Raw genomic sequence first — 15,602 nt, forward strand, 5'->3', positions numbered from 1 at the left:
TAAAAAGGTCAGGGCTGGTAACCCGATTTCTGCACGACGGGCGCCCACTGCGTCTTGTACGCCTTGAGCATCGCGATCGTCTGCGCCTGCGAGCTGACGACGGGCGTCATGCCCGAGTCCTTGAACTTGCGCTGCGTGTCGGGGTCCTGCATCACGTCGCGGATGGTCGCGGCCAGTTGCTCGATCTTGTCCTTGGGCATGGTGGCGGGCGCGAAGAAGGTGTTCCAGCCGGTGGCCGCAAGGTCCAGGCCCGCTTCCTTGAAGGTGGGAATGTTCGGCGCGAAGGGCGAGCGCTTTTCGCCCGAGAGCGCCAGGATGCGCAGCTTGCCCGCGTTGTGCTGGGGGATCACCACGTCTTCGGTATCGACGGCGATGGGCACCTGGCCGCCGATGAGGTCGTTCAAGAGCGGCGCCGAGCCGCGGTAGCCGATCACCTGGGTCTGGACCTTGGCCTTCTCGCCGACCATGAGGCCGAAGAAGTGCGGGAGGCTCCCGGTCGCGGGCACGCCCACGTTGGCCTGCTGCGGGTTGGCGCGCATCCATGCGAGCAGGTGCGGCAGTTCGCGCACGGGCAGGGTGGGCGAGACGGCCAGCGCGAAGTCGTAGGCGTTGACATGCGACACGGGCACGAAGTCGCGCTCGGCGTCGTAGTTGTTGTCCTTGAAGACCAGGGGCGCGACCACCATCACGGCAGGGTTGGCCAGCATCAGCACGTTCTGGTTGGCGGGCGTGAGCTTGACCTGCTGCGCCGCCAGGCGCCCGCCCGCGCCGGGCTTGTTGTCCACGATGACGGGCACGCCCAGCTTGGCGCCGAGCTTCTCGCCCACGATGCGCGCCACCCGGTCGGTGGCGCCGCCGGGGGCGTAGCCCACGACGATGTGCAGGGGGCTGTCGAGCTTCAGCTGCGCGCTGGCGGTGGTGGGCACGGCGGCGATGGACGCCATGAGGCCGGCCGCGGCCATGAGGCCGGCGGCGCGGCGGGTGATGCGTCGTGCAGTGGGTTGGTTCGGGTTCGGCATGGTGTTGGTTCCTCCTCGTTCAGTCATTCGGTCGTCTGTCGTTCAATCTCAATCGTTCGCCTGGAAATTCACGGCCTTCATGATGCCGGCCCAGCGTGTCGTGTCTTCGCGCATGGTCTTCAAGAGCGCCTCGCTGCCATCGGCGATGGGGTACATGCCGTTCTGCAGCAGGAGCTGGCGCACCTCGCGCGAATTGACGGCGCGGGTGAGCTCGGCGCGCAGCTTGTCGACGGTGGCCTGCGGCGTCTTGAGCGGCGCGTAGTACGCGAACCATGCGGTGGCCACCACGTCCTTGTAGCCGGCCTCCACGAAGCACGGCAGGTTGGGCATGAGCGGCGAGCGCTTCTCGCCGCTGGTGGCCAGCACCTTCACGCGGCCCGAGGGCAGCATCTGCTGCGCGCCGCCGATGGTGTCGAAGTACACGGGCACGGTGCCGCCCATGAGGTCTTGCCGCGCGGGCGTGGAGCCGCGGTAGGGCACGTGCACCATCTTCAGGCCCGCCGCGCGGTTGAGCATTTCGCCCAGAAAGTGCGAGGGCGTGCCCGCGCCGTAGGAGCCGAAGCTCAGCTTGTCGCCTTGTGCCTTGGCCCAGGTGATGAATTCGGGGAGCGTGCTGGCGGGCACGTCCTTGTGCACGGCGAGCGCGAGCTCGAAGCGGGCCGCGTTGATGAGCGGGATGAAGTCCTTCACCGGGTCGTACGAGAGGTTGCGGTACGCGCTCGGGAACATCGTCATCATGCTGGCCGTGCCGAGCAGCAGGGTGTGGCCATCGGGCGGCGCGGTCTTCACGGCATCGACCGCGATGCGGCCGGCCGCACCCGAGCGGTTGTCGATGATGAGCGGCCCGAGCGAGTCGCGCACCTGCTGCGCGATGGCGCGCGTGAGCACGTCCTGCGTGCCGCCGGCCGGCACGCCGATCAGCACCTTGATCGGCTGGCCCGGCACGAAGGCCTGGGCCTGCTGGGCTTGCACGCGCCCGGCGAGCGGCGCGAGGGCCAGCCCGCCCAGGGCGGCGAGTGCATGGCGGCGGTCGAAGGCGAGGCTGCGGCGGGGCATGGGCACGGGCATGGGCGGGTCTCCGGTTCTTTCGTTCGGTGGCGAACGACTTTAGAGACGCTACATTCGATTGATCTAATCAACCATCCCCCGGACTAACCCCCACATGCCCGCCCCAGCCTCCGCCGCGTCCCGTCGCCCGCTGGACGACCTGCTGCTGTACCGCCTGTCGCGGCTGCTGGCCGTGGCGGGGAGCATGGTGATCCGCCTGTGCGAAGGGCGCTTCGGCATCACCCGGCGCGAGTGGCGGCTGATCGCGGTGCTGGCGAGCCGAGGCGAGCTGGGCTCTTCTCAACTGGCCGAGCATGCGCAGCTGGACCGGGCGCGCACCTCGAAGGCGGTGGGCTCGCTGGTCGCAAAGCACCTGATCTCGCGGGTGGCCAAGGCCGGGGACCGGCGGCAGGTGCAACTGGGACTCACCGAGGCGGGGCGGGCGCTGTACGACGAGCTCTTTCCGCTGGTGACGAAGATCAATGCCGACCTGATGGGTGCGCTGGATGAGGACGATGCGGCGCGCTTCGATGCTTCGTTGAATCTCTTGCAGGCGAGGGCGGAGCGGATGGTCGAAGAGGCGGTGCTGCCCAAGGCAGACCGGGGTCGCCGCGGCGCCAAGGCATAGACCCCGTGGGGACAAGCGCCCCGCACGAACACTGCCGCCCCGCCTACGCACAGCCCGATTGACGGGTGCTAGAAGTTGTCGATCGATTCCATCATCACCAACTCAGGAGCATCCCCCAATGGCAGCCTCGAAGAACACCAAGCCGACCGCGCGCACGACGCCCGCCCGCTCGAAGCAGGAAGAAGTCAAACCCGATCTCGACCAGAAGAGCCACGAGACGCAGCGCTTCGGCGAAATCGTGAAGCTCCCCAACGGGTTGTCGGAGAAGGTCTGCAAGGACAGCGTGGCGCTGCTGAACCAGTGCCTGGCCGACACGATCACGCTGCGCGACATGTACAAGAAGCACCACTGGCAGGTGGTCGGCCCGACCTTCAACCAGCTGCACCTGATGTACGACCAGCACTACGAAGGGCAGGTGCTGCTGGTGGACATCCTGGCCGAGCGCATCCAGCTCCTGGGCGGCATCGCGCTCGCGATGGCGGCCGACATCGCCGAGACCACGAAGATCGCCCGCCCGCCGCGCGGCCGCGAACCCGCCGCGGTGCAACTGCGCCGGCTCGCCGAGGCGCACGAGCACATCATCGTGGGCGCGCGCGAGGCGGCCGAGAAGGTCGACAAATCGGGCGATGCGGGCAGCAACGACGTGTTCGTGAGCAATGTGCTGCGCACCAACGAACTGCAGGTGTGGTTCCTGACCGAGCACCTGGTCGCCGCGTCGCCTGTCACGGCCTGAGCAACGGCCTGAGGCAACGGCCTGCGCGTTTTCAGCGCATTGGCGATCGATCCACAAGAGCCGTTCGGGCTGAGCTTGTCGAAGCCTCGCGCGGCGCTTCGACAGGCTCAGCGTGAACGGGTCCCTCTTTTCGAACGCGCCTTTGCAGCCTTTGCAGCCTTTGCAGCCTGGTATCAGGCCGGTGCGCGCAGGTCGTTCTCGCGCAGCATGATGGGCGCCGTGGAGCCCGCTGCCAGCCGGCGCCGCACGGCCGCATCGAACTCCTCGATGTGCATGCCGTAGGTGTCCAGCGGGTCGGCGTTCTCGGCGGTGCGGTAGTGGTAGCGCAGCACTTCGCGTCCGATGCTGGCGTTCACGTCCTGGCCCTCCACCGTCACCGAAAACCTGACCGTGCCCGAAGCGTCGTGAAAGAAGGGGGCGTCAGCCATGGCGTGGCTTCGTGTGTGTCAAGGAGATTCCTTTGGACGGATGCGCAGGAGGACTCCCGCGTCGGGCCACTCTAGTCCTTTAGGCGGGTGGCGTCTGTCGGGTCTCACGCTTATGCTCTCGCCGGCGCCAAGGCCCCGAGGCACCTGCGCACGAGAAGGAGAGGCCGATGAGTTCCATGGAAGAAGTCTGGGCGTACCGCGAGGAGACGCTCTACCCGCAGCTGTTCGGCGACAAGCGCAGCGGCATCTACGTGCTGGACTTCGATGTCTTCTCATCGCTCGGCGCAGAGGACATCGACCCGGCCTGGCTGCACCTGGGCGTGTTCGAGTTCGAGCCCACGCCCGCGCGCAACTCGTGGCTCTACGTCACCTCGGGCGGATCGACGCCCTGGGCAACGGAGCCGGCCGAGTACGACCCCGAAGCCTATTCATGGCTCGGCTCCGAGCTGGTCATCGAGGTCGCGCAGCAGCCGAAGGACCAGTGGGCGATCAAGCTGCTGCGCCGGCTGCTGGCCTTCAACGTGCTGCTCGCGCACGGGTGCTTCGGCGAAGACAAGCCGCTGCTCGACTACGGCGACCGGGTTCCGATGGGCGAGGTGGTTCGTGAGAAGGGCGCCGTGGGCCTGCGCAACGTGGTGCTGACCGAGCCGAAGCACTATCCCGCCACGGCGCAGCTGGCTTCGGGCAAGTTCGACTTTCTGCATGTGGCCGGCATCACCGATTCCGAGAAGGACTGGGCCAAGGCGCACAGCTCCGAGGCGCTGGTGCGGCTGCTCGAAGTGCATGGCGGCTGTCCGGTGACGGACCCGGGGCGCAAGGCCGTCGCTTGAACTGAATCAGCCGCCGACGTAGGCCGCGAGGTGCTTGCCTGTGAGCGTGGCGCGCCCCTTCACGAGCGCGGCCGGCGTGCCTTCGAACACGACCTTGCCGCCGTCATGCCCCGCGCCGGGGCCCAGGTCGATGATCCAGTCCGCATGCGCCATCACCGCCTGGTGGTGCTCCACCACGATGACCGACTTGCCCGCATCGACCAGCCGGTCGAGGAGGCCGAGCAGTTGCGCGACGTCGGCCAGGTGCAGGCCGGCGGTCGGCTCGTCGAGCACGTAGACGCCGCCTTTCTCCGCCATGTGCGTGGCCAGCTTCAGGCGCTGCCGCTCGCCGCCCGAGAGCGTGGTGAGCGGCTGGCCGAGGCTCAGGTACCCGAGGCCGACGTCGGCGAGCCGTTCGAGGATGGCGTGCGCTGCGGGCGTGCGCGCATCGCCCTTGCCGAAGAATTCGGTGGCCTCGGTGACGGACATCGCGAGCACTTCGCTGATGTCGCGTTTACCGAGCTTGTGTTCGAGCACCGAGGCGTGGAAGCGCTTGCCTTCGCACTCCTCGCAGACCGTGGCCACGCCGGCCATCATCGCGAGGTCGGTGTAGATGACGCCCGCGCCGTTGCATGCGGGGCAGGCGCCTTCGGAGTTGGCGCTGAAGAGCGCGGGCTTCACGCCGTTGGCCTTGGCGAAGGCGTTGCGGATCGGGTCGAGCAGGCCCGTGTAGGTCGCGGGATTGCTGCGCCGCGAGCCGCGGATCGAGCCCTGGTCGACCGACACCACGCCCGCGCCCGCGGGAATCGAGCCGTGCACCAGCGAGCTCTTGCCCGAGCCCGCCACGCCGGTCACGACGACGAGCACGCCGAGCGGCACATCGACGTTCACGTTGCGCAGGTTGTGCGCCTTCGCGCCGCGGATCGGCAGCATGCCGGTGGGCGTGCGCACCTTCTTCTTGAGTGTGGCGCGGTCGTCCAGGTGGCGGCCGGTGAGGGTGGTGCTGGCGCGCAGCGCATCGACCGTGCCCTCGAAGCAGATGCTGCCGCCGGCCGAGCCCGCGCCGGGGCCCAGGTCCACCACGTGGTCCGCGATGGCGATGGCCTCGGGCTTGTGCTCCACCACGAGCACGGTGTTGCCCTTGTCGCGCAACCGCAGCAGGAGGCCATTCATGCGCTGGATGTCGTGCGGGTGCAGGCCGATGGTGGGCTCGTCGAAAACGTAGGTCACATCGGTGAGCGAGGAGCCCAGGTGGCGGATCATCTTCGTGCGCTGCGCCTCGCCGCCCGAGAGCGTGCCCGAGGGGCGGTCCAGGCTCAGGTACCCGAGGCCGATTTCCACGAACGAATCGAGCGTGTGCGCGAGCTTCTCGAGCAGCGGCGCGACCGAGGGTTCGTCGAGGCCGCGCACCCATTCGGCCAAGTCGCTGATCTGCATCGCGCAGGCGTCGGCGATGTTGATCTTCTTGATCTTCGAAGACCGCGCGCCTTCGCTCAGCCGCGTGCCGTCGCACTCGGGGCAGGTGCTGAAGGTGACCGCGCGTTCCACGAAGGCGCGGATGTGCGGCTGCATCGCATCGACGTCCTTCGCGAGAAAAGACTTCTGCACCTGCGGGATCAGGCCCTGGTAGGTGAGGTTGATGCCGTCGACCTTGATCTTGGTCGGCTCCTTGTGCAGCAGGGCGTCGAGCTCTTTCTTGGTGAACTTGCGGATCGGCTTGTCGGGGTCGAAGAAGCCGCAGCCGTTGAAGATGCGGCCGTACCAGCCCTCCATGCTGAAGCCCGGAATGGTGAGCGCGCCTTCGTTGAGCGATTTGCTGTCGTCGTAGAACGCAGTCAGGTCGAAGTCGGTGACCGCGCCCCGGCCTTCGCAGCGCGGACACATGCCGCCGGTGCGGTTGAAGGTCTGCTTGACCGTCTTGCTCGCGCCGCGCTCCACGGTGATGGCGCCGGTCGCCTTCACCGAGGGCACGTTGAAGGCGAAGGCGCTCGGCGAGCCGATGTGCGGTTTGCCGAGGCGGCTGAAGAGAATGCGCAGCATCGCGTTGGCATCGGTCGCGGTGCCCACGGTGGAACGCGGATCGCCGCCCATGCGCTCCTGGTCCACGATGATCGCGGTCGTGAGGCCGTCGAGCACATCGACCTCGGGCCGCGCGAGCGTGGGCATGAAGCCCTGCACGAAGGCGCTGTAGGTCTCGTTGATCAGCCGCTGCGATTCCGCGGCAATGGTGCCGAAAACCAGGGAGCTCTTGCCCGAGCCGGAGACGCCGGTGAACACGGTGAGCCGGCGCTTGGGGAGTTCGACGCTGATGTCCTTCAGGTTGTTCACGCGCGCGCCCTGCACGCGGATCATGTCGTGATGGTCGGCGGCGTGGGGCGTGTTCTTGGTGTCCTTCTTCGGGGCTTTGCTCATCAGGTCTCCGTCGTTTTCTTGTCGTGCGGCTCAGCGCAATTGCTGGATGCGGATCATGTTGCCCGCCGGGTCGCGCACCGCGCAGTCGCGCACGCCGTAGGGCTGGTCGGTCGGCTCCTCGACGATCTCGGCCTTGCCGGCCTGCAGTTTTGCGAAGGCGCCATCGAGGTCCTTGGTGGCCAGCAGCATCGTGGCGTAGGTGCCCTTGGCCATCATCTCGGCGATGGTGCGGCGCTCGTCGTCGGTGATGCCGGGGGTGGCGGCCGGCGGGTACAGCACGATCGAAACGCCGGGCTGCCCCACGGGGCCGACGGTGATCCAGCGCATGCCGCCGTAGCCGACGTCCTTGCGGATCTCGAAACCGAGGGTGTCGCGGTAGAAGGCCAGCGAGACCTCGGCGTCGGCGTGCGGAAGAAAGGTGGAGTGGATGGTGATGTCCATGGCAATGTGCTTTTAAGTGGGTTCGGGCGCCGATGCTATTTCGGCAGGCGCGGTCGGCGCTTCTCGATTCCTGATCGGTCGCGTCACCTGCCGGGCCACACATGAAGGAATGCCCTCGGTCGTGTTCGCGTCCTGGCGCCGGTACACGCCGGGCGGCACGCCCACCAGCTCGGTGAAACGGGTGGTGAAGGTACCGAGCGAGCCGCAGCCGACCGAGAAGCACACCTCGGTCACGCTCAGGTCGCCGCGGCGCAGCAGCGCCATCGCGCGCTCGATGCGCCGCGTCATGAGGTACGCGTAGGGCGGCTCGCCGTAGGCGATGCGGAACTGGCGGCTCAGGTGGCCGGCCGACATGCCCGCGTCGCGCGCGAGCGTCTCGACGTCCAGCGGCTGCGCGTAGTCGCGGTCGATCCGGTCGCGCACGCGGCGCAGGCGCGCAAGGTCGCGCAGGTGCTGCGCGGCGGTGGGCTTGGTGGTCATCGACGGGATCGTGCCACGTCGCACCGGCGCGCTCAAGCCGCCCCCCGCGAGGGTGTTGTGGTCAGGCCGCGGCGGGCCCCTGGACTTGCGCCGGCGCGGCCATCGCCGGATCGGCCTCCACGCGCATCTTCGGCAGGAACTGCGGGTACTCGCGCTGCATGAAGTCGATGAGGCCTTCGCGCACGCTGCAGCGCAGGTCGAAGGCCAGGCCCGAGGTGGCGGCGGTGCACAGCACGCGGACCTGCATGGTGCGCTCGGTGGCGTCGGTCACGCGCAGGTTGAAGAAGCGGCCGTCCCATTCGGGTGCGGCCTTCACGATGCGCTCGGCCTCCGCGCGCAGCGGCGCGAGCGGCATGCCGTAGTCCACGGAGATGAACACCGAGCCGAGCAGTTGCGCGGAGTGGCGCGTCCAGTTCTGGAACGGCTTTTCGATGAAATAGGTGAGCGGCAAGATGAGGCGCCGGTCGTCCCAGATGCGCATGACCACGAAGGTGCCGGTGATCTCTTCCACGCGGCCCCATTCGCCCTCGACCACCAGCACGTCGTCGATGCGGATCGGCTGCGCGAGCGCGATCTGCAGGCCCGCGATGAGATTGCTGAAGACCGGCTTGGCCGCAAGGCCGGCCACGATGCCGATCACGCCGGCCGAGGCCAGCAGGCTCGCGCCGACCTGGCGCGCGCCCGGAAAGGTCATGAGCATCATCGCGCCGCCGGCCACGATGACCACCGACATGGCGGTGCGCGCGAGCACGCGTGTTTGCGTGAGCACGCGGCGCGCCTGCAGGTTGTCGGCCACGTCGGAGGGGTGCTGCGCGAGCACGCCGTCGGCAAAACCGCTGATGGCGCGCACGATGAACCAGGTGGTCGCGGCGATGAGCAGGAGGCCGTTCAGGTGCCGCACGCTGGCGATGAAGCGCAGGTCGTCGGGCGCGGCCTGGAACACCAGCAGCAGCGCGGCCAGCGGCAGCACCAGCCGCCCGGGCGACTGGCAGTTGACGACCATGGCATGCACCGCGGGCGCGGGCCGCGTGATGCGCCGGAGCACAAGGCCGCCGATGCGATGGACAAGAAGCGCGAGCGGGACGGCGACGAGGACGGCAAGCCAGGTGCCGAACCAGGGGTGGGCAAGAATGTCTCGGATCATCAGGCGGTGGTGGTCGCTGGTTCTGTTGTCTCGTTCAGGGGTTGGAGAATGCGCGCCGCGTCGTCGCGCAGCTGCGTGGCAAGGGCCGTCGCCAGGTCGAGCCGGCGCAGCAGCCAGGGGCTGATGTCGTTGTCGAACGGGTCGGGCAGGGGAATCGGGCCGCCCACCGTGGTGGAGCCCGGACTCTCGGGTTGAGAGGGGCCGGTGGTCGGCGTAGTTCCGATGGCCGCTTCGATGCGTTGCGCGGTGCGCGCGAGCGGGCCCTCGACCTCGCCGGGCGTGAGGCGGTCGCGCCGCAGCACCAGCATCGATTTGACGGCGCTCAGCTGCGCGAGCATCTGGTAGCTGTGGGCCTGCAGGTGTTCGAGCGGCTCCAGCGGCGGCTGCACCGCGCGCGGCTCGGAGAGCGCGCGCTGCGTGGCCTGCACGAGGGCCGAGAGGCTGTCGAAGGCCTCGCGGCGCGCGAGCCGCCATTCGAGCTCGGGGCTGCTGTCGATGGCCTGCAGTTGGCCCAGGCCCAGCGCAAGGCGCGCATGCCGCGCCTGCGCGGTGAGCACGCGCGCCACCAGTGCGGGCAGCTGCGTGCGCTCCCACGAGGGCAGCACGTAGCAGAAGCCCCAGGCGAGCGCGGCGCCGATGAGCGTGTCGGCGATGCGCTCGAAGAGCGCGAAGATGGGCGCGGTGCCGGTGTTGAGCATGTGCGCCTGCACGAGGCCGAGCACCGTGGCCGCCACCGCCGTGATGAGGTAGCGCCGCACCGCGAAGCTGTGGGCAATGGCCTGCGCCACCGTCACGATGACCAGCAGCCACAGCGCCGACGGGTGCGCCGAGAGCAGCCCCACCGCGAGCACGCAGCCCAGCAGCGTGCCGGCCACGCGGGCGTTGCGCCGCTCCAGCGTCTGCGAGAGGCTGCCGCGCAGCACCACCACGATGGTCAGCAATATCCAGTAGTCGTGCGAGCCCCACGGCATCGACACCGCGATGCCGTAGCCGGCCGCGATGGCGAGCGACGCGCGGATCGCATGGCGCAGCGGCGGCTGGTCCCAGCGCCACAGTGTGAAGAAGGGGCGCCACGACCAGTCGGTCGGGCTCACGAAAAGCTGCCAGTTGGCGCGCACCACGGCCAGGTTGGGTTCGGCATCGCCGCGCGCCATGGCCGACAGGCGCAGCACCTCGTCGTTGATGTGGCCGATGCGGCTCGCCAGGCCGCGCGCGAGCATCGCGGCCGTGGGACCTGGATGGCCGTGATGGTGTTCGTCGTCGGCCGAGACGTGGATGGCCGCCAGGCGCGGGCGGCGATCGGTCACCGCATCGGGGTGGCGGCCCAGCATGAGCGCGTCGGCCAGGGCGATGGTTTCGTCGGAAAGCTCTTCGAGCACGCGGCGCATTTCGATCAGCGCGTCGGAGTGGGCGGGATGCGCGAGCAGCGCGTCGAGGTCGAGCTCGCTCGCGAGCAGCTGGTCGCGCATCTCCAGCACGATCACCAGCATGGCGGCCAGGCGCTGGCGGCGCGGCGTGCGGGGCGACTCGAGCACGATGTCGCGCGTGGCCTGCAGCTGGTCGGCGAGCGCCGCCTGTTCGCGCAGCAACTGGCCGAGCACCGGGGCGGGGGTGTCGCGGATGTCGCGGGTTTCGTCCTGCGGGGTGAACTGGCTGGCCTCGGTGCGCATGAGCGCGGCAAGCGAATAGAGCACGTCGGCCACCGACTGGGTGCGAAAGCGCCCGTTGAGCACGAGGTTGGCCAGCGTCGCCCAGATCACGTAGAGCCCCGCGCCCAGGCCGAAATGCCAGGTGCGCTGCACGGCCTCGGCCATGTCGACCGGCGCGGGCGTGGCCATCGAGAAGATCATCGAGAACATCACCGCGATGGCGATGGGAATGCCGCGCTTGCCCCAGGCCATGGCCAGGAAGGCCATGAAGGTGGCGGGCACCAGCAGGAGCCCCAGGCGGATCGGCGCGGTATGCAGCATCTGCACCGCGAAGAACAGCGGCAACCCGATGAGCGGCGCCGGCAGCATCTGGAAGAACTTGCCGCGGCGCGGGCCGGGCAGGTCGGGCGGGGCGGTAACGATCACGCCCGTGGCCGCGGCCGACGCGGCGATGGTGCCGAGCCAGAGGTGAACGCCCCCCGAGATGAACAGGAGGCCGAGCGCGACGGTGAGCCCGCTCGCCACGTAGTGGCTGAGCGCAATGCGCAACGCGGCTCGGACCCGGACGGCTGCGCTGGGCCCCGTCATCACTTGGCGGAAGCGTCGCCCTCGGAGGGGCTGGTGGGAGCGTCGCGGCGGATGCGCGTGAGCTTGCGCTGCACGGGCTTGGGAGCCACGGCGGGTGCGTCGCCCTCGGTGGCTTCGTCGGCGAAATCGACCACCGTGCTGCGGGCGTACAGGTCCACCGAGGCGTCGTCGGCGTTCGACTTGGTCGATGCCGACACGGCGCGCACGCGGTCGCTGGCGCGCAGCTTGTCGTCCACGTTGGCGAACTTGGAGTACTTGGCCAGCAGCGGCACGAGCTGGCCGTAGATGCGCGGGGCGCCTGCGAGGCACTCGCGCTGATCGAGGAAGTCGGGCTCGCCGGTGAAGTTGCCGATGAGGCCGCCGGCTTCGGTGACCAGCAGCGAACCGGCCGCCACGTCCCAGGGGTTCAGGCCCGTCTCGAAGAAGGCGTCGGTGAAGCCGGCGGCCACGTAGGCCAGGTCGAGCGCGGCGGCGCCGGGGCGGCGCAGGCCCGCCATGCGGGGCATCATGTCCGCCATGATGGCCAGGTACTGCTTGAAGTTGTCGCCGCTGCGGAACGGAAAGCCCGTGGACACCAGGCACTCGCTCAACTTGGTGCGCTTGGAGACGCGGATGCGCCGGTCGTTCATGTAGGCGCCGCGGCCCTTGGTGGCGGTGAAGAGGTCGTTGCGGCTCGGGTCGTAGATGACCGCCTGCTCGATCTTGCCGCGCACCGACAGCGCGATGGACACGCAGTAGACCGGGAAGCCGTGGATGAAATTGGTGGTGCCGTCCAGCGGATCAATGATCCAGACGTAGTCGGAATCCTTCGCACCGTATTCGGTGCCCGATTCTTCGGCCAGGATGCCGTGCCCCGGGTATGCGCCAAGCAGCGTTTCGATGATGACCTTCTCGCTGGCGTGATCGACTTCGGTGACGAAGTCGTTGACCTGTTTTTGCGAGATGCGGACCGATTCGACGTCGAGCGCGGCGCGGTTGATGATGGCGCCGGCGGCGCGTGCGGCCTTGACGGCCACATTGAGCATGGGATGCAGGTTGGGGGACGACATTCTGGATTGTGAGAAGAACGGTGGGAGTGGCCCCCAAGAGGTGATCCTGGCGACCCTGCGGCCCGGCGATGCGGGCGGCGAGAATCGGGCATTTTACCGGCTCCGCCCCGTTAGTGTCTCCAAACCCTCCCATGCGCACTCGTTTCATCCTGATCCAGACCAGCCACGCCGGCAATGTGGGCGCCGCCGCCCGCGCCATGAAGACCATGGGTTTCGACGACCTCGTGCTGGTGGCGCCGCGCTGGGCCAACGTGCTGCGGCGGGAAGAAACCATCCAGCGCGCGAGCGGCGCGCTCGACGTGCTGACCAACGCCCGCATCGTCGAAACGCTGGACGAGGCGCTCGATGGGGTGACCCATCTGTGCGCCACGGCGATGATTCCGCGCGACTTCGGCCCGCCCACGCGCACGCCGCGCGAGCACCTGGAGCCGCTGGCCAAGCAGGATGACCAGCACGTGGCCTTCCTGTTCGGCTCGGAGCGTTTCGGGATGCGCAACGAGGACGTCTACCGCTGCAACGTGGCGCTGAGCATTCCCACGGACCCGACATTCGGCTCGCTGAACCTGGGCGCGGCCATCCAGGTGGTGGCCTACGAATGGCGCCTGGCGCTGGGCGGCTACGAGGTGCGCGATGCCACGGCGCCGGTGCAGGCGGCCGATGCGCAAGCCGTGGCGGGCATGCTGGACCATTGGGAGCGCTCGCTGGTGGACATCGGCTTTCTCGACCCGGCCGCGCCCAAGAAGCTGATGCCGCGGCTGCAGCAGCTCTTCAACCGGGCGCAGCCCACGCCCGAGGAAATCCACATCCTGCGCGGCATCGCCAAGGCCATGACCGATGCGGCCAAGGGCCCCAAAGGCGGCGCCGAGGGCGGCTCGGGCGCTTAAAACCCCATCGAAAGTACGCGAAGACACCGGGCCTTAGACTGCCCGCCCACTATCGATATAACGACAACAAAGGCAGCGATGTTCTCTCGACTGCGCGCCGACATCCGGTGCATCCTCGAACGCGACCCGGCCGCCCGCAGCGCCTGGGAAGTGATGACGGTCTACCCGGGCTTTCACGCCGTGGTGCTGCATCGCTGGGCGCACGCCTGTTGGACGCACGGTTTCAAGTGGCCCGCCCGCTTCATCGCGCACTGGGCGCGGTGGATGACCGGCATCGAGATCCATCCGGCCGCCAAGATCGGCGAGCGCGTGTTCTTCGACCATGCCATGGGCGTGGTGGTCGGCGAGACGGCCGAGATCGGCGACGGCTGCACCATCTACCAGGGCGTGACGCTGGGCGGCACCTCGCTCTATAAGGGCGAGAAGCGCCATCCGACGCTGGGCCGCGACGTGGTGGTGAGCGCGGGCGCCAAGGTGCTGGGCGGCTTCCTGGTGGGCGATGGCGCCAAGATCGGCAGCAACGCGGTGGTCATCAAGCCGGTGCCGGCCGGGGCGACCGCGGTGGGCATTCCCGCGCGCATCATCCCCTCGAAGGCCGGCGAGAGCGCCGACGTGTCGGCGCCGCAGAAATTCTCGGCCTACGGCATCACGCAGGAAGACGATCCGCTGAGCCAGGCCATGCGCGGGCTGATCGACAACGCATCGAGCCAGGAGCACCAGATCGCGTTGCTGTGGCAGGCGATCGAGAAGCTCTCGGCGCGTCCGGGCAACGGGGACTGCGTGCCCGGCGATGCGGCGCGCGACGAATGCTTCGAGGCGGAGAAGCTCACGCAGCTCATCGGGAAGTAGGCCCCCCCAAACACCGATCCCCGCCGATCAGGGCTTGGTCAGCGGTTGGTAGAGCTGGATCAGGTTGCCGCAGGTGTCCGCGAAGATCGCCAGCTTGATCGGCCCCTGGTCGATCGGGTCCATCGTGAAGCGCACGCCATGCCCGCGCAGGCGCTTCGCGTCGGCCTCCAGGTCGTCGCTCTGGAACGCCGTGGCCGGGATGCCCTGGCTCATCAAGGCCTGCTGGTACGCGCGGGCCGCGGGGTTGGCGTTGGGCTCCAGCGAGAGCTCCGTCTCGCCGCCTTCGGGCGACTTGACCGTGAGCCACCGGTACTCCCCGGCCGGTATCTCCAGGCTCTTCACGAAGCCGAGAACCTGCGTGTAGAAGGCCAGGGCCTTGTCCTGGTCGTCCACGAAGATGCTGGTGAGGTTGATGCGCATGGTGATGAAGGGGTTCAGTGAGGTGGAAAGCCGCCATCCTGCCCGACATGCCCGCTCGCGACTTCGCCGAAATTGCGGTCGCCCGCATGGGCCAGGTTCATGAGCGCGATGCAACCCGCGGGCGCCGCGGACGGTTGGCCGCTGCGCCGATAGTCCCGGGGCGGCACGCCGAAGTGCCGGGTGAAGAGGCGCGAAAAACTCCCCAGGTCGGTAAACCCCAGGGCCAGGCCGATCTGCGTGGCCGGCTCGTCGCTGGCCAACAGCATCGCCCGCGCGCGCTCCAGCCGCGCGCGCGTGCGGCATTGCAAGGGCGTCTCGCCGAAGAGCGCGCTGAACTGGGTGATGAAGTGCGAGGTCGACAGGCCCGCCTCGCGCGCCAGGTCCGCCACCCGGGCCGGCGGCTCCAGTTCGAACTGGAGCCGGTCGCGCGCATCGCACAGGCGGCGCAGCAGGTCGGGCAAGATCATGGCGAGGCCAATCTCAGGCCGGGCGCCTGGCCGACGTGCCGTGCAGCGAGCCGTGCACGTGGCCCGCATGCTGGCCGAAGGTCTCGGGCGCGAGCGCGGTGGTGTCCAGCTCCTGCAGGATGCCGCAGGCATTGGCCGATTCGGGCCCGCAGCACTGCAGGCGCAGCGCCTTCAGTTGCTTCTCGAGGGTCTTGAGTTCGGAGATGCGCGCTGCCACGTGGCCGATGTGGTCGTCCAGCAGCTGGTTGACCTGGCCGCAATCGTCCTGCGGCGCGTCGCGGAATTTCAGCAGGCTGCGGATCTCGTCCAGCGTCATGTCCAGCGAGCGGCAGCGCCGGATGAAGCCCAGGCGCTGGGCGTGCTCGTCGTCGTAGATGCGGTAGTTGCCATCGGTGCGCGCGGGCGCGGGCAGCAGCTGCTCGCGCTCGTAGTACCGGATGGTTTCGACCGGCGTGTTCGCGGCCTTGGCGAGTTCACCGATTTTCATGATGCGGCAAATCGAAGTGAAGGGATTTGCGTTTGACTCTACACCTGCTTCAGGGTTTCCAATCGACT

At 68.6% G+C, this 15,602-nt stretch carries 17 protein-coding genes; 5 read left to right on the forward strand and 12 right to left on the reverse strand.

All coding sequences use genetic code 11. The annotated features are described in order from the left end of the window. Positions 1-8: 8 nt before the first annotated feature. Both JC881_RS19345 and JC881_RS19350 read right to left on the reverse strand, forming a co-directional pair. Positions 9-1,019: a Bug family tripartite tricarboxylate transporter substrate binding protein gene (locus JC881_RS19345; RefSeq protein ID WP_233101900.1), complete on the reverse strand. Its 1,011-nt coding sequence runs from the start codon at positions 1,017-1,019 to the stop codon at positions 9-11. Between the two features lie 48 nt (positions 1,020-1,067). Beyond that, positions 1,068-2,087, reverse strand: a complete 1,020-nt coding sequence (locus JC881_RS19350) for a Bug family tripartite tricarboxylate transporter substrate binding protein (RefSeq protein WP_233101901.1) — start codon at positions 2,085-2,087, stop codon at positions 1,068-1,070. Positions 2,088-2,181: 94 nt separating this feature from the next. Here JC881_RS19350 and JC881_RS19355 point away from each other — a divergent pair, with 94 nt between their 5' ends. Together JC881_RS19355 and JC881_RS19360 are read left to right on the forward strand one after the other, a co-directional pair. After that, positions 2,182-2,694: a MarR family winged helix-turn-helix transcriptional regulator gene (locus JC881_RS19355; protein ID WP_198787326.1), complete on the forward strand. Its 513-nt coding sequence runs from the start codon at positions 2,182-2,184 to the stop codon at positions 2,692-2,694. A 118-nt stretch (positions 2,695-2,812) separates the two neighbouring features. Continuing rightward, complete coding sequence (locus JC881_RS19360; RefSeq protein ID WP_198787327.1) at positions 2,813-3,427, forward strand: Dps family protein; 615 nt, start codon at positions 2,813-2,815, stop codon at positions 3,425-3,427. Between the two features lie 173 nt (positions 3,428-3,600). On the opposite strand, the gene JC881_RS19365 is transcribed toward JC881_RS19360, so the two are convergent. Next, positions 3,601-3,855 (reverse strand): DUF1488 family protein, encoded by a 255-nt coding sequence (locus JC881_RS19365; protein WP_042577022.1) that lies wholly within the window; start codon positions 3,853-3,855, stop codon positions 3,601-3,603. Between the two features lie 167 nt (positions 3,856-4,022). Here JC881_RS19365 and JC881_RS19370 point away from each other — a divergent pair, with 167 nt between their 5' ends. Further along, positions 4,023-4,685 carry a suppressor of fused domain protein gene (locus JC881_RS19370; protein WP_198787328.1) on the forward strand — a complete coding sequence of 221 codons (663 nt, stop codon included), beginning with the start codon at positions 4,023-4,025 and terminating at the stop codon, positions 4,683-4,685. A 6-nt stretch (positions 4,686-4,691) separates the two neighbouring features. Here the strand turns inward: JC881_RS19370 and JC881_RS19375 are convergent, their stop codons facing one another. The 6 genes from JC881_RS19375 to JC881_RS19400 form a co-directional block, all read right to left on the reverse strand. Then, positions 4,692-7,076: an ATP-binding cassette domain-containing protein gene (locus tag JC881_RS19375; protein ID WP_198787329.1), complete on the reverse strand. Its 2,385-nt coding sequence runs from the start codon at positions 7,074-7,076 to the stop codon at positions 4,692-4,694. Between the two features lie 30 nt (positions 7,077-7,106). Further along, positions 7,107-7,517: a VOC family protein gene (locus tag JC881_RS19380; protein ID WP_198787330.1), complete on the reverse strand. Its 411-nt coding sequence runs from the start codon at positions 7,515-7,517 to the stop codon at positions 7,107-7,109. 12 nt (positions 7,518-7,529) lie between these two features. Continuing rightward, positions 7,530-7,997 carry a helix-turn-helix transcriptional regulator gene (locus JC881_RS19385; RefSeq protein ID WP_093431166.1) on the reverse strand — a complete coding sequence of 156 codons (468 nt, stop codon included), beginning with the start codon at positions 7,995-7,997 and terminating at the stop codon, positions 7,530-7,532. Positions 7,998-8,058: 61 nt separating this feature from the next. Continuing rightward, on the reverse strand, positions 8,059-9,141 hold the full coding sequence (locus JC881_RS19390; RefSeq protein WP_198787331.1) for a mechanosensitive ion channel family protein: 1,083 nt from the start codon (positions 9,139-9,141) through the stop codon (positions 8,059-8,061). After that, positions 9,141-11,378 (reverse strand): FUSC family protein, encoded by a 2,238-nt coding sequence (locus tag JC881_RS19395; RefSeq protein WP_198787332.1) that lies wholly within the window; start codon positions 11,376-11,378, stop codon positions 9,141-9,143. The genes JC881_RS19390 and JC881_RS19395 overlap by 1 nt, the downstream gene beginning before the upstream one ends. Beyond that, a complete protein-coding gene (locus JC881_RS19400) occupies positions 11,378-12,427 on the reverse strand; it encodes an inositol monophosphatase family protein (RefSeq protein WP_198787333.1) in 1,050 nt (349 codons plus the stop codon). Before JC881_RS19400 ends, JC881_RS19395 begins: the two co-directional genes overlap by 1 nt. 131 nt (positions 12,428-12,558) lie before the next feature. Between JC881_RS19400 and JC881_RS19405 the strand changes: the two genes are divergently transcribed. Further along, positions 12,559-13,311 carry an RNA methyltransferase gene (locus JC881_RS19405; protein ID WP_198787334.1) on the forward strand — a complete coding sequence of 251 codons (753 nt, stop codon included), beginning with the start codon at positions 12,559-12,561 and terminating at the stop codon, positions 13,309-13,311. Positions 13,312-13,368: 57 nt separating this feature from the next. Beyond that, on the forward strand, positions 13,369-14,160 hold the full coding sequence (gene cysE / locus JC881_RS19410; RefSeq protein WP_443083362.1) for a serine O-acetyltransferase: 792 nt from the start codon (positions 13,369-13,371) through the stop codon (positions 14,158-14,160). A 27-nt stretch (positions 14,161-14,187) separates the two neighbouring features. Here cysE and JC881_RS19415 read toward each other — a convergent pair whose 3' ends face one another. The 3 genes from JC881_RS19415 to cadR are packed head-to-tail and all read right to left on the reverse strand — an operon-like array spanning position 14,188 to position 15,534. After that, positions 14,188-14,580: a VOC family protein gene (locus JC881_RS19415; RefSeq protein WP_198787336.1), complete on the reverse strand. Its 393-nt coding sequence runs from the start codon at positions 14,578-14,580 to the stop codon at positions 14,188-14,190. Positions 14,581-14,594: 14 nt separating this feature from the next. Beyond that, positions 14,595-15,047, reverse strand: coding sequence for a helix-turn-helix transcriptional regulator (locus JC881_RS19420; protein ID WP_198787337.1), 453 nt, complete (start codon positions 15,045-15,047; stop codon positions 14,595-14,597). A 13-nt stretch (positions 15,048-15,060) separates the two neighbouring features. Continuing rightward, positions 15,061-15,534 carry a Cd(II)/Pb(II)-responsive transcriptional regulator gene (gene cadR / locus JC881_RS19425; RefSeq protein WP_198787338.1) on the reverse strand — a complete coding sequence of 158 codons (474 nt, stop codon included), beginning with the start codon at positions 15,532-15,534 and terminating at the stop codon, positions 15,061-15,063. Positions 15,535-15,602 lie beyond the last annotated feature (68 nt).

It is taken from the genome of Variovorax sp. IB41, assembly GCF_016405905.1.
Lineage (GTDB): Bacteria > Pseudomonadota > Gammaproteobacteria > Burkholderiales > Burkholderiaceae_C > Variovorax.

Excerpts from the sequence above, each read along its gene's own strand:
- JC881_RS19400 (WP_198787333.1), bottom strand. The coding sequence starts at position 12,427 with ATGTCGTCCCCCAACCTGCATCCCATGCTCAATGTGGCCGTCAAGGCC.
- JC881_RS19375 (WP_198787329.1), bottom strand. The coding sequence starts at position 7,076 with ATGAGCAAAGCCCCGAAGAAGGACACCAAGAACACGCCCCACGCCGCC.
- JC881_RS19365 (WP_042577022.1), bottom strand. The coding sequence starts at position 3,855 with ATGGCTGACGCCCCCTTCTTTCACGACGCTTCGGGCACGGTCAGGTTT.
- JC881_RS19350 (WP_233101901.1), bottom strand. The coding sequence starts at position 2,087 with ATGCCCGTGCCCATGCCCCGCCGCAGCCTCGCCTTCGACCGCCGCCAT.
- JC881_RS19355 (WP_198787326.1), top strand. The coding sequence starts at position 2,182 with ATGCCCGCCCCAGCCTCCGCCGCGTCCCGTCGCCCGCTGGACGACCTG.
- cadR (WP_198787338.1), bottom strand. The coding sequence starts at position 15,534 with ATGAAAATCGGTGAACTCGCCAAGGCCGCGAACACGCCGGTCGAAACC.
- JC881_RS19415 (WP_198787336.1), bottom strand. The coding sequence starts at position 14,580 with ATGCGCATCAACCTCACCAGCATCTTCGTGGACGACCAGGACAAGGCC.
- JC881_RS19395 (WP_198787332.1), bottom strand. The coding sequence starts at position 11,378 with ATGACGGGGCCCAGCGCAGCCGTCCGGGTCCGAGCCGCGTTGCGCATT.
- JC881_RS19345 (WP_233101900.1), bottom strand. The coding sequence starts at position 1,019 with ATGCCGAACCCGAACCAACCCACTGCACGACGCATCACCCGCCGCGCC.
- JC881_RS19420 (WP_198787337.1), bottom strand. The coding sequence starts at position 15,047 with ATGATCTTGCCCGACCTGCTGCGCCGCCTGTGCGATGCGCGCGACCGG.
- JC881_RS19380 (WP_198787330.1), bottom strand. The coding sequence starts at position 7,517 with ATGGACATCACCATCCACTCCACCTTTCTTCCGCACGCCGACGCCGAG.
- JC881_RS19390 (WP_198787331.1), bottom strand. The coding sequence starts at position 9,141 with ATGATCCGAGACATTCTTGCCCACCCCTGGTTCGGCACCTGGCTTGCC.
- JC881_RS19405 (WP_198787334.1), top strand. The coding sequence starts at position 12,559 with ATGCGCACTCGTTTCATCCTGATCCAGACCAGCCACGCCGGCAATGTG.
- JC881_RS19370 (WP_198787328.1), top strand. The coding sequence starts at position 4,023 with ATGAGTTCCATGGAAGAAGTCTGGGCGTACCGCGAGGAGACGCTCTAC.
- JC881_RS19385 (WP_093431166.1), bottom strand. The coding sequence starts at position 7,997 with ATGACCACCAAGCCCACCGCCGCGCAGCACCTGCGCGACCTTGCGCGC.
- JC881_RS19360 (WP_198787327.1), top strand. The coding sequence starts at position 2,813 with ATGGCAGCCTCGAAGAACACCAAGCCGACCGCGCGCACGACGCCCGCC.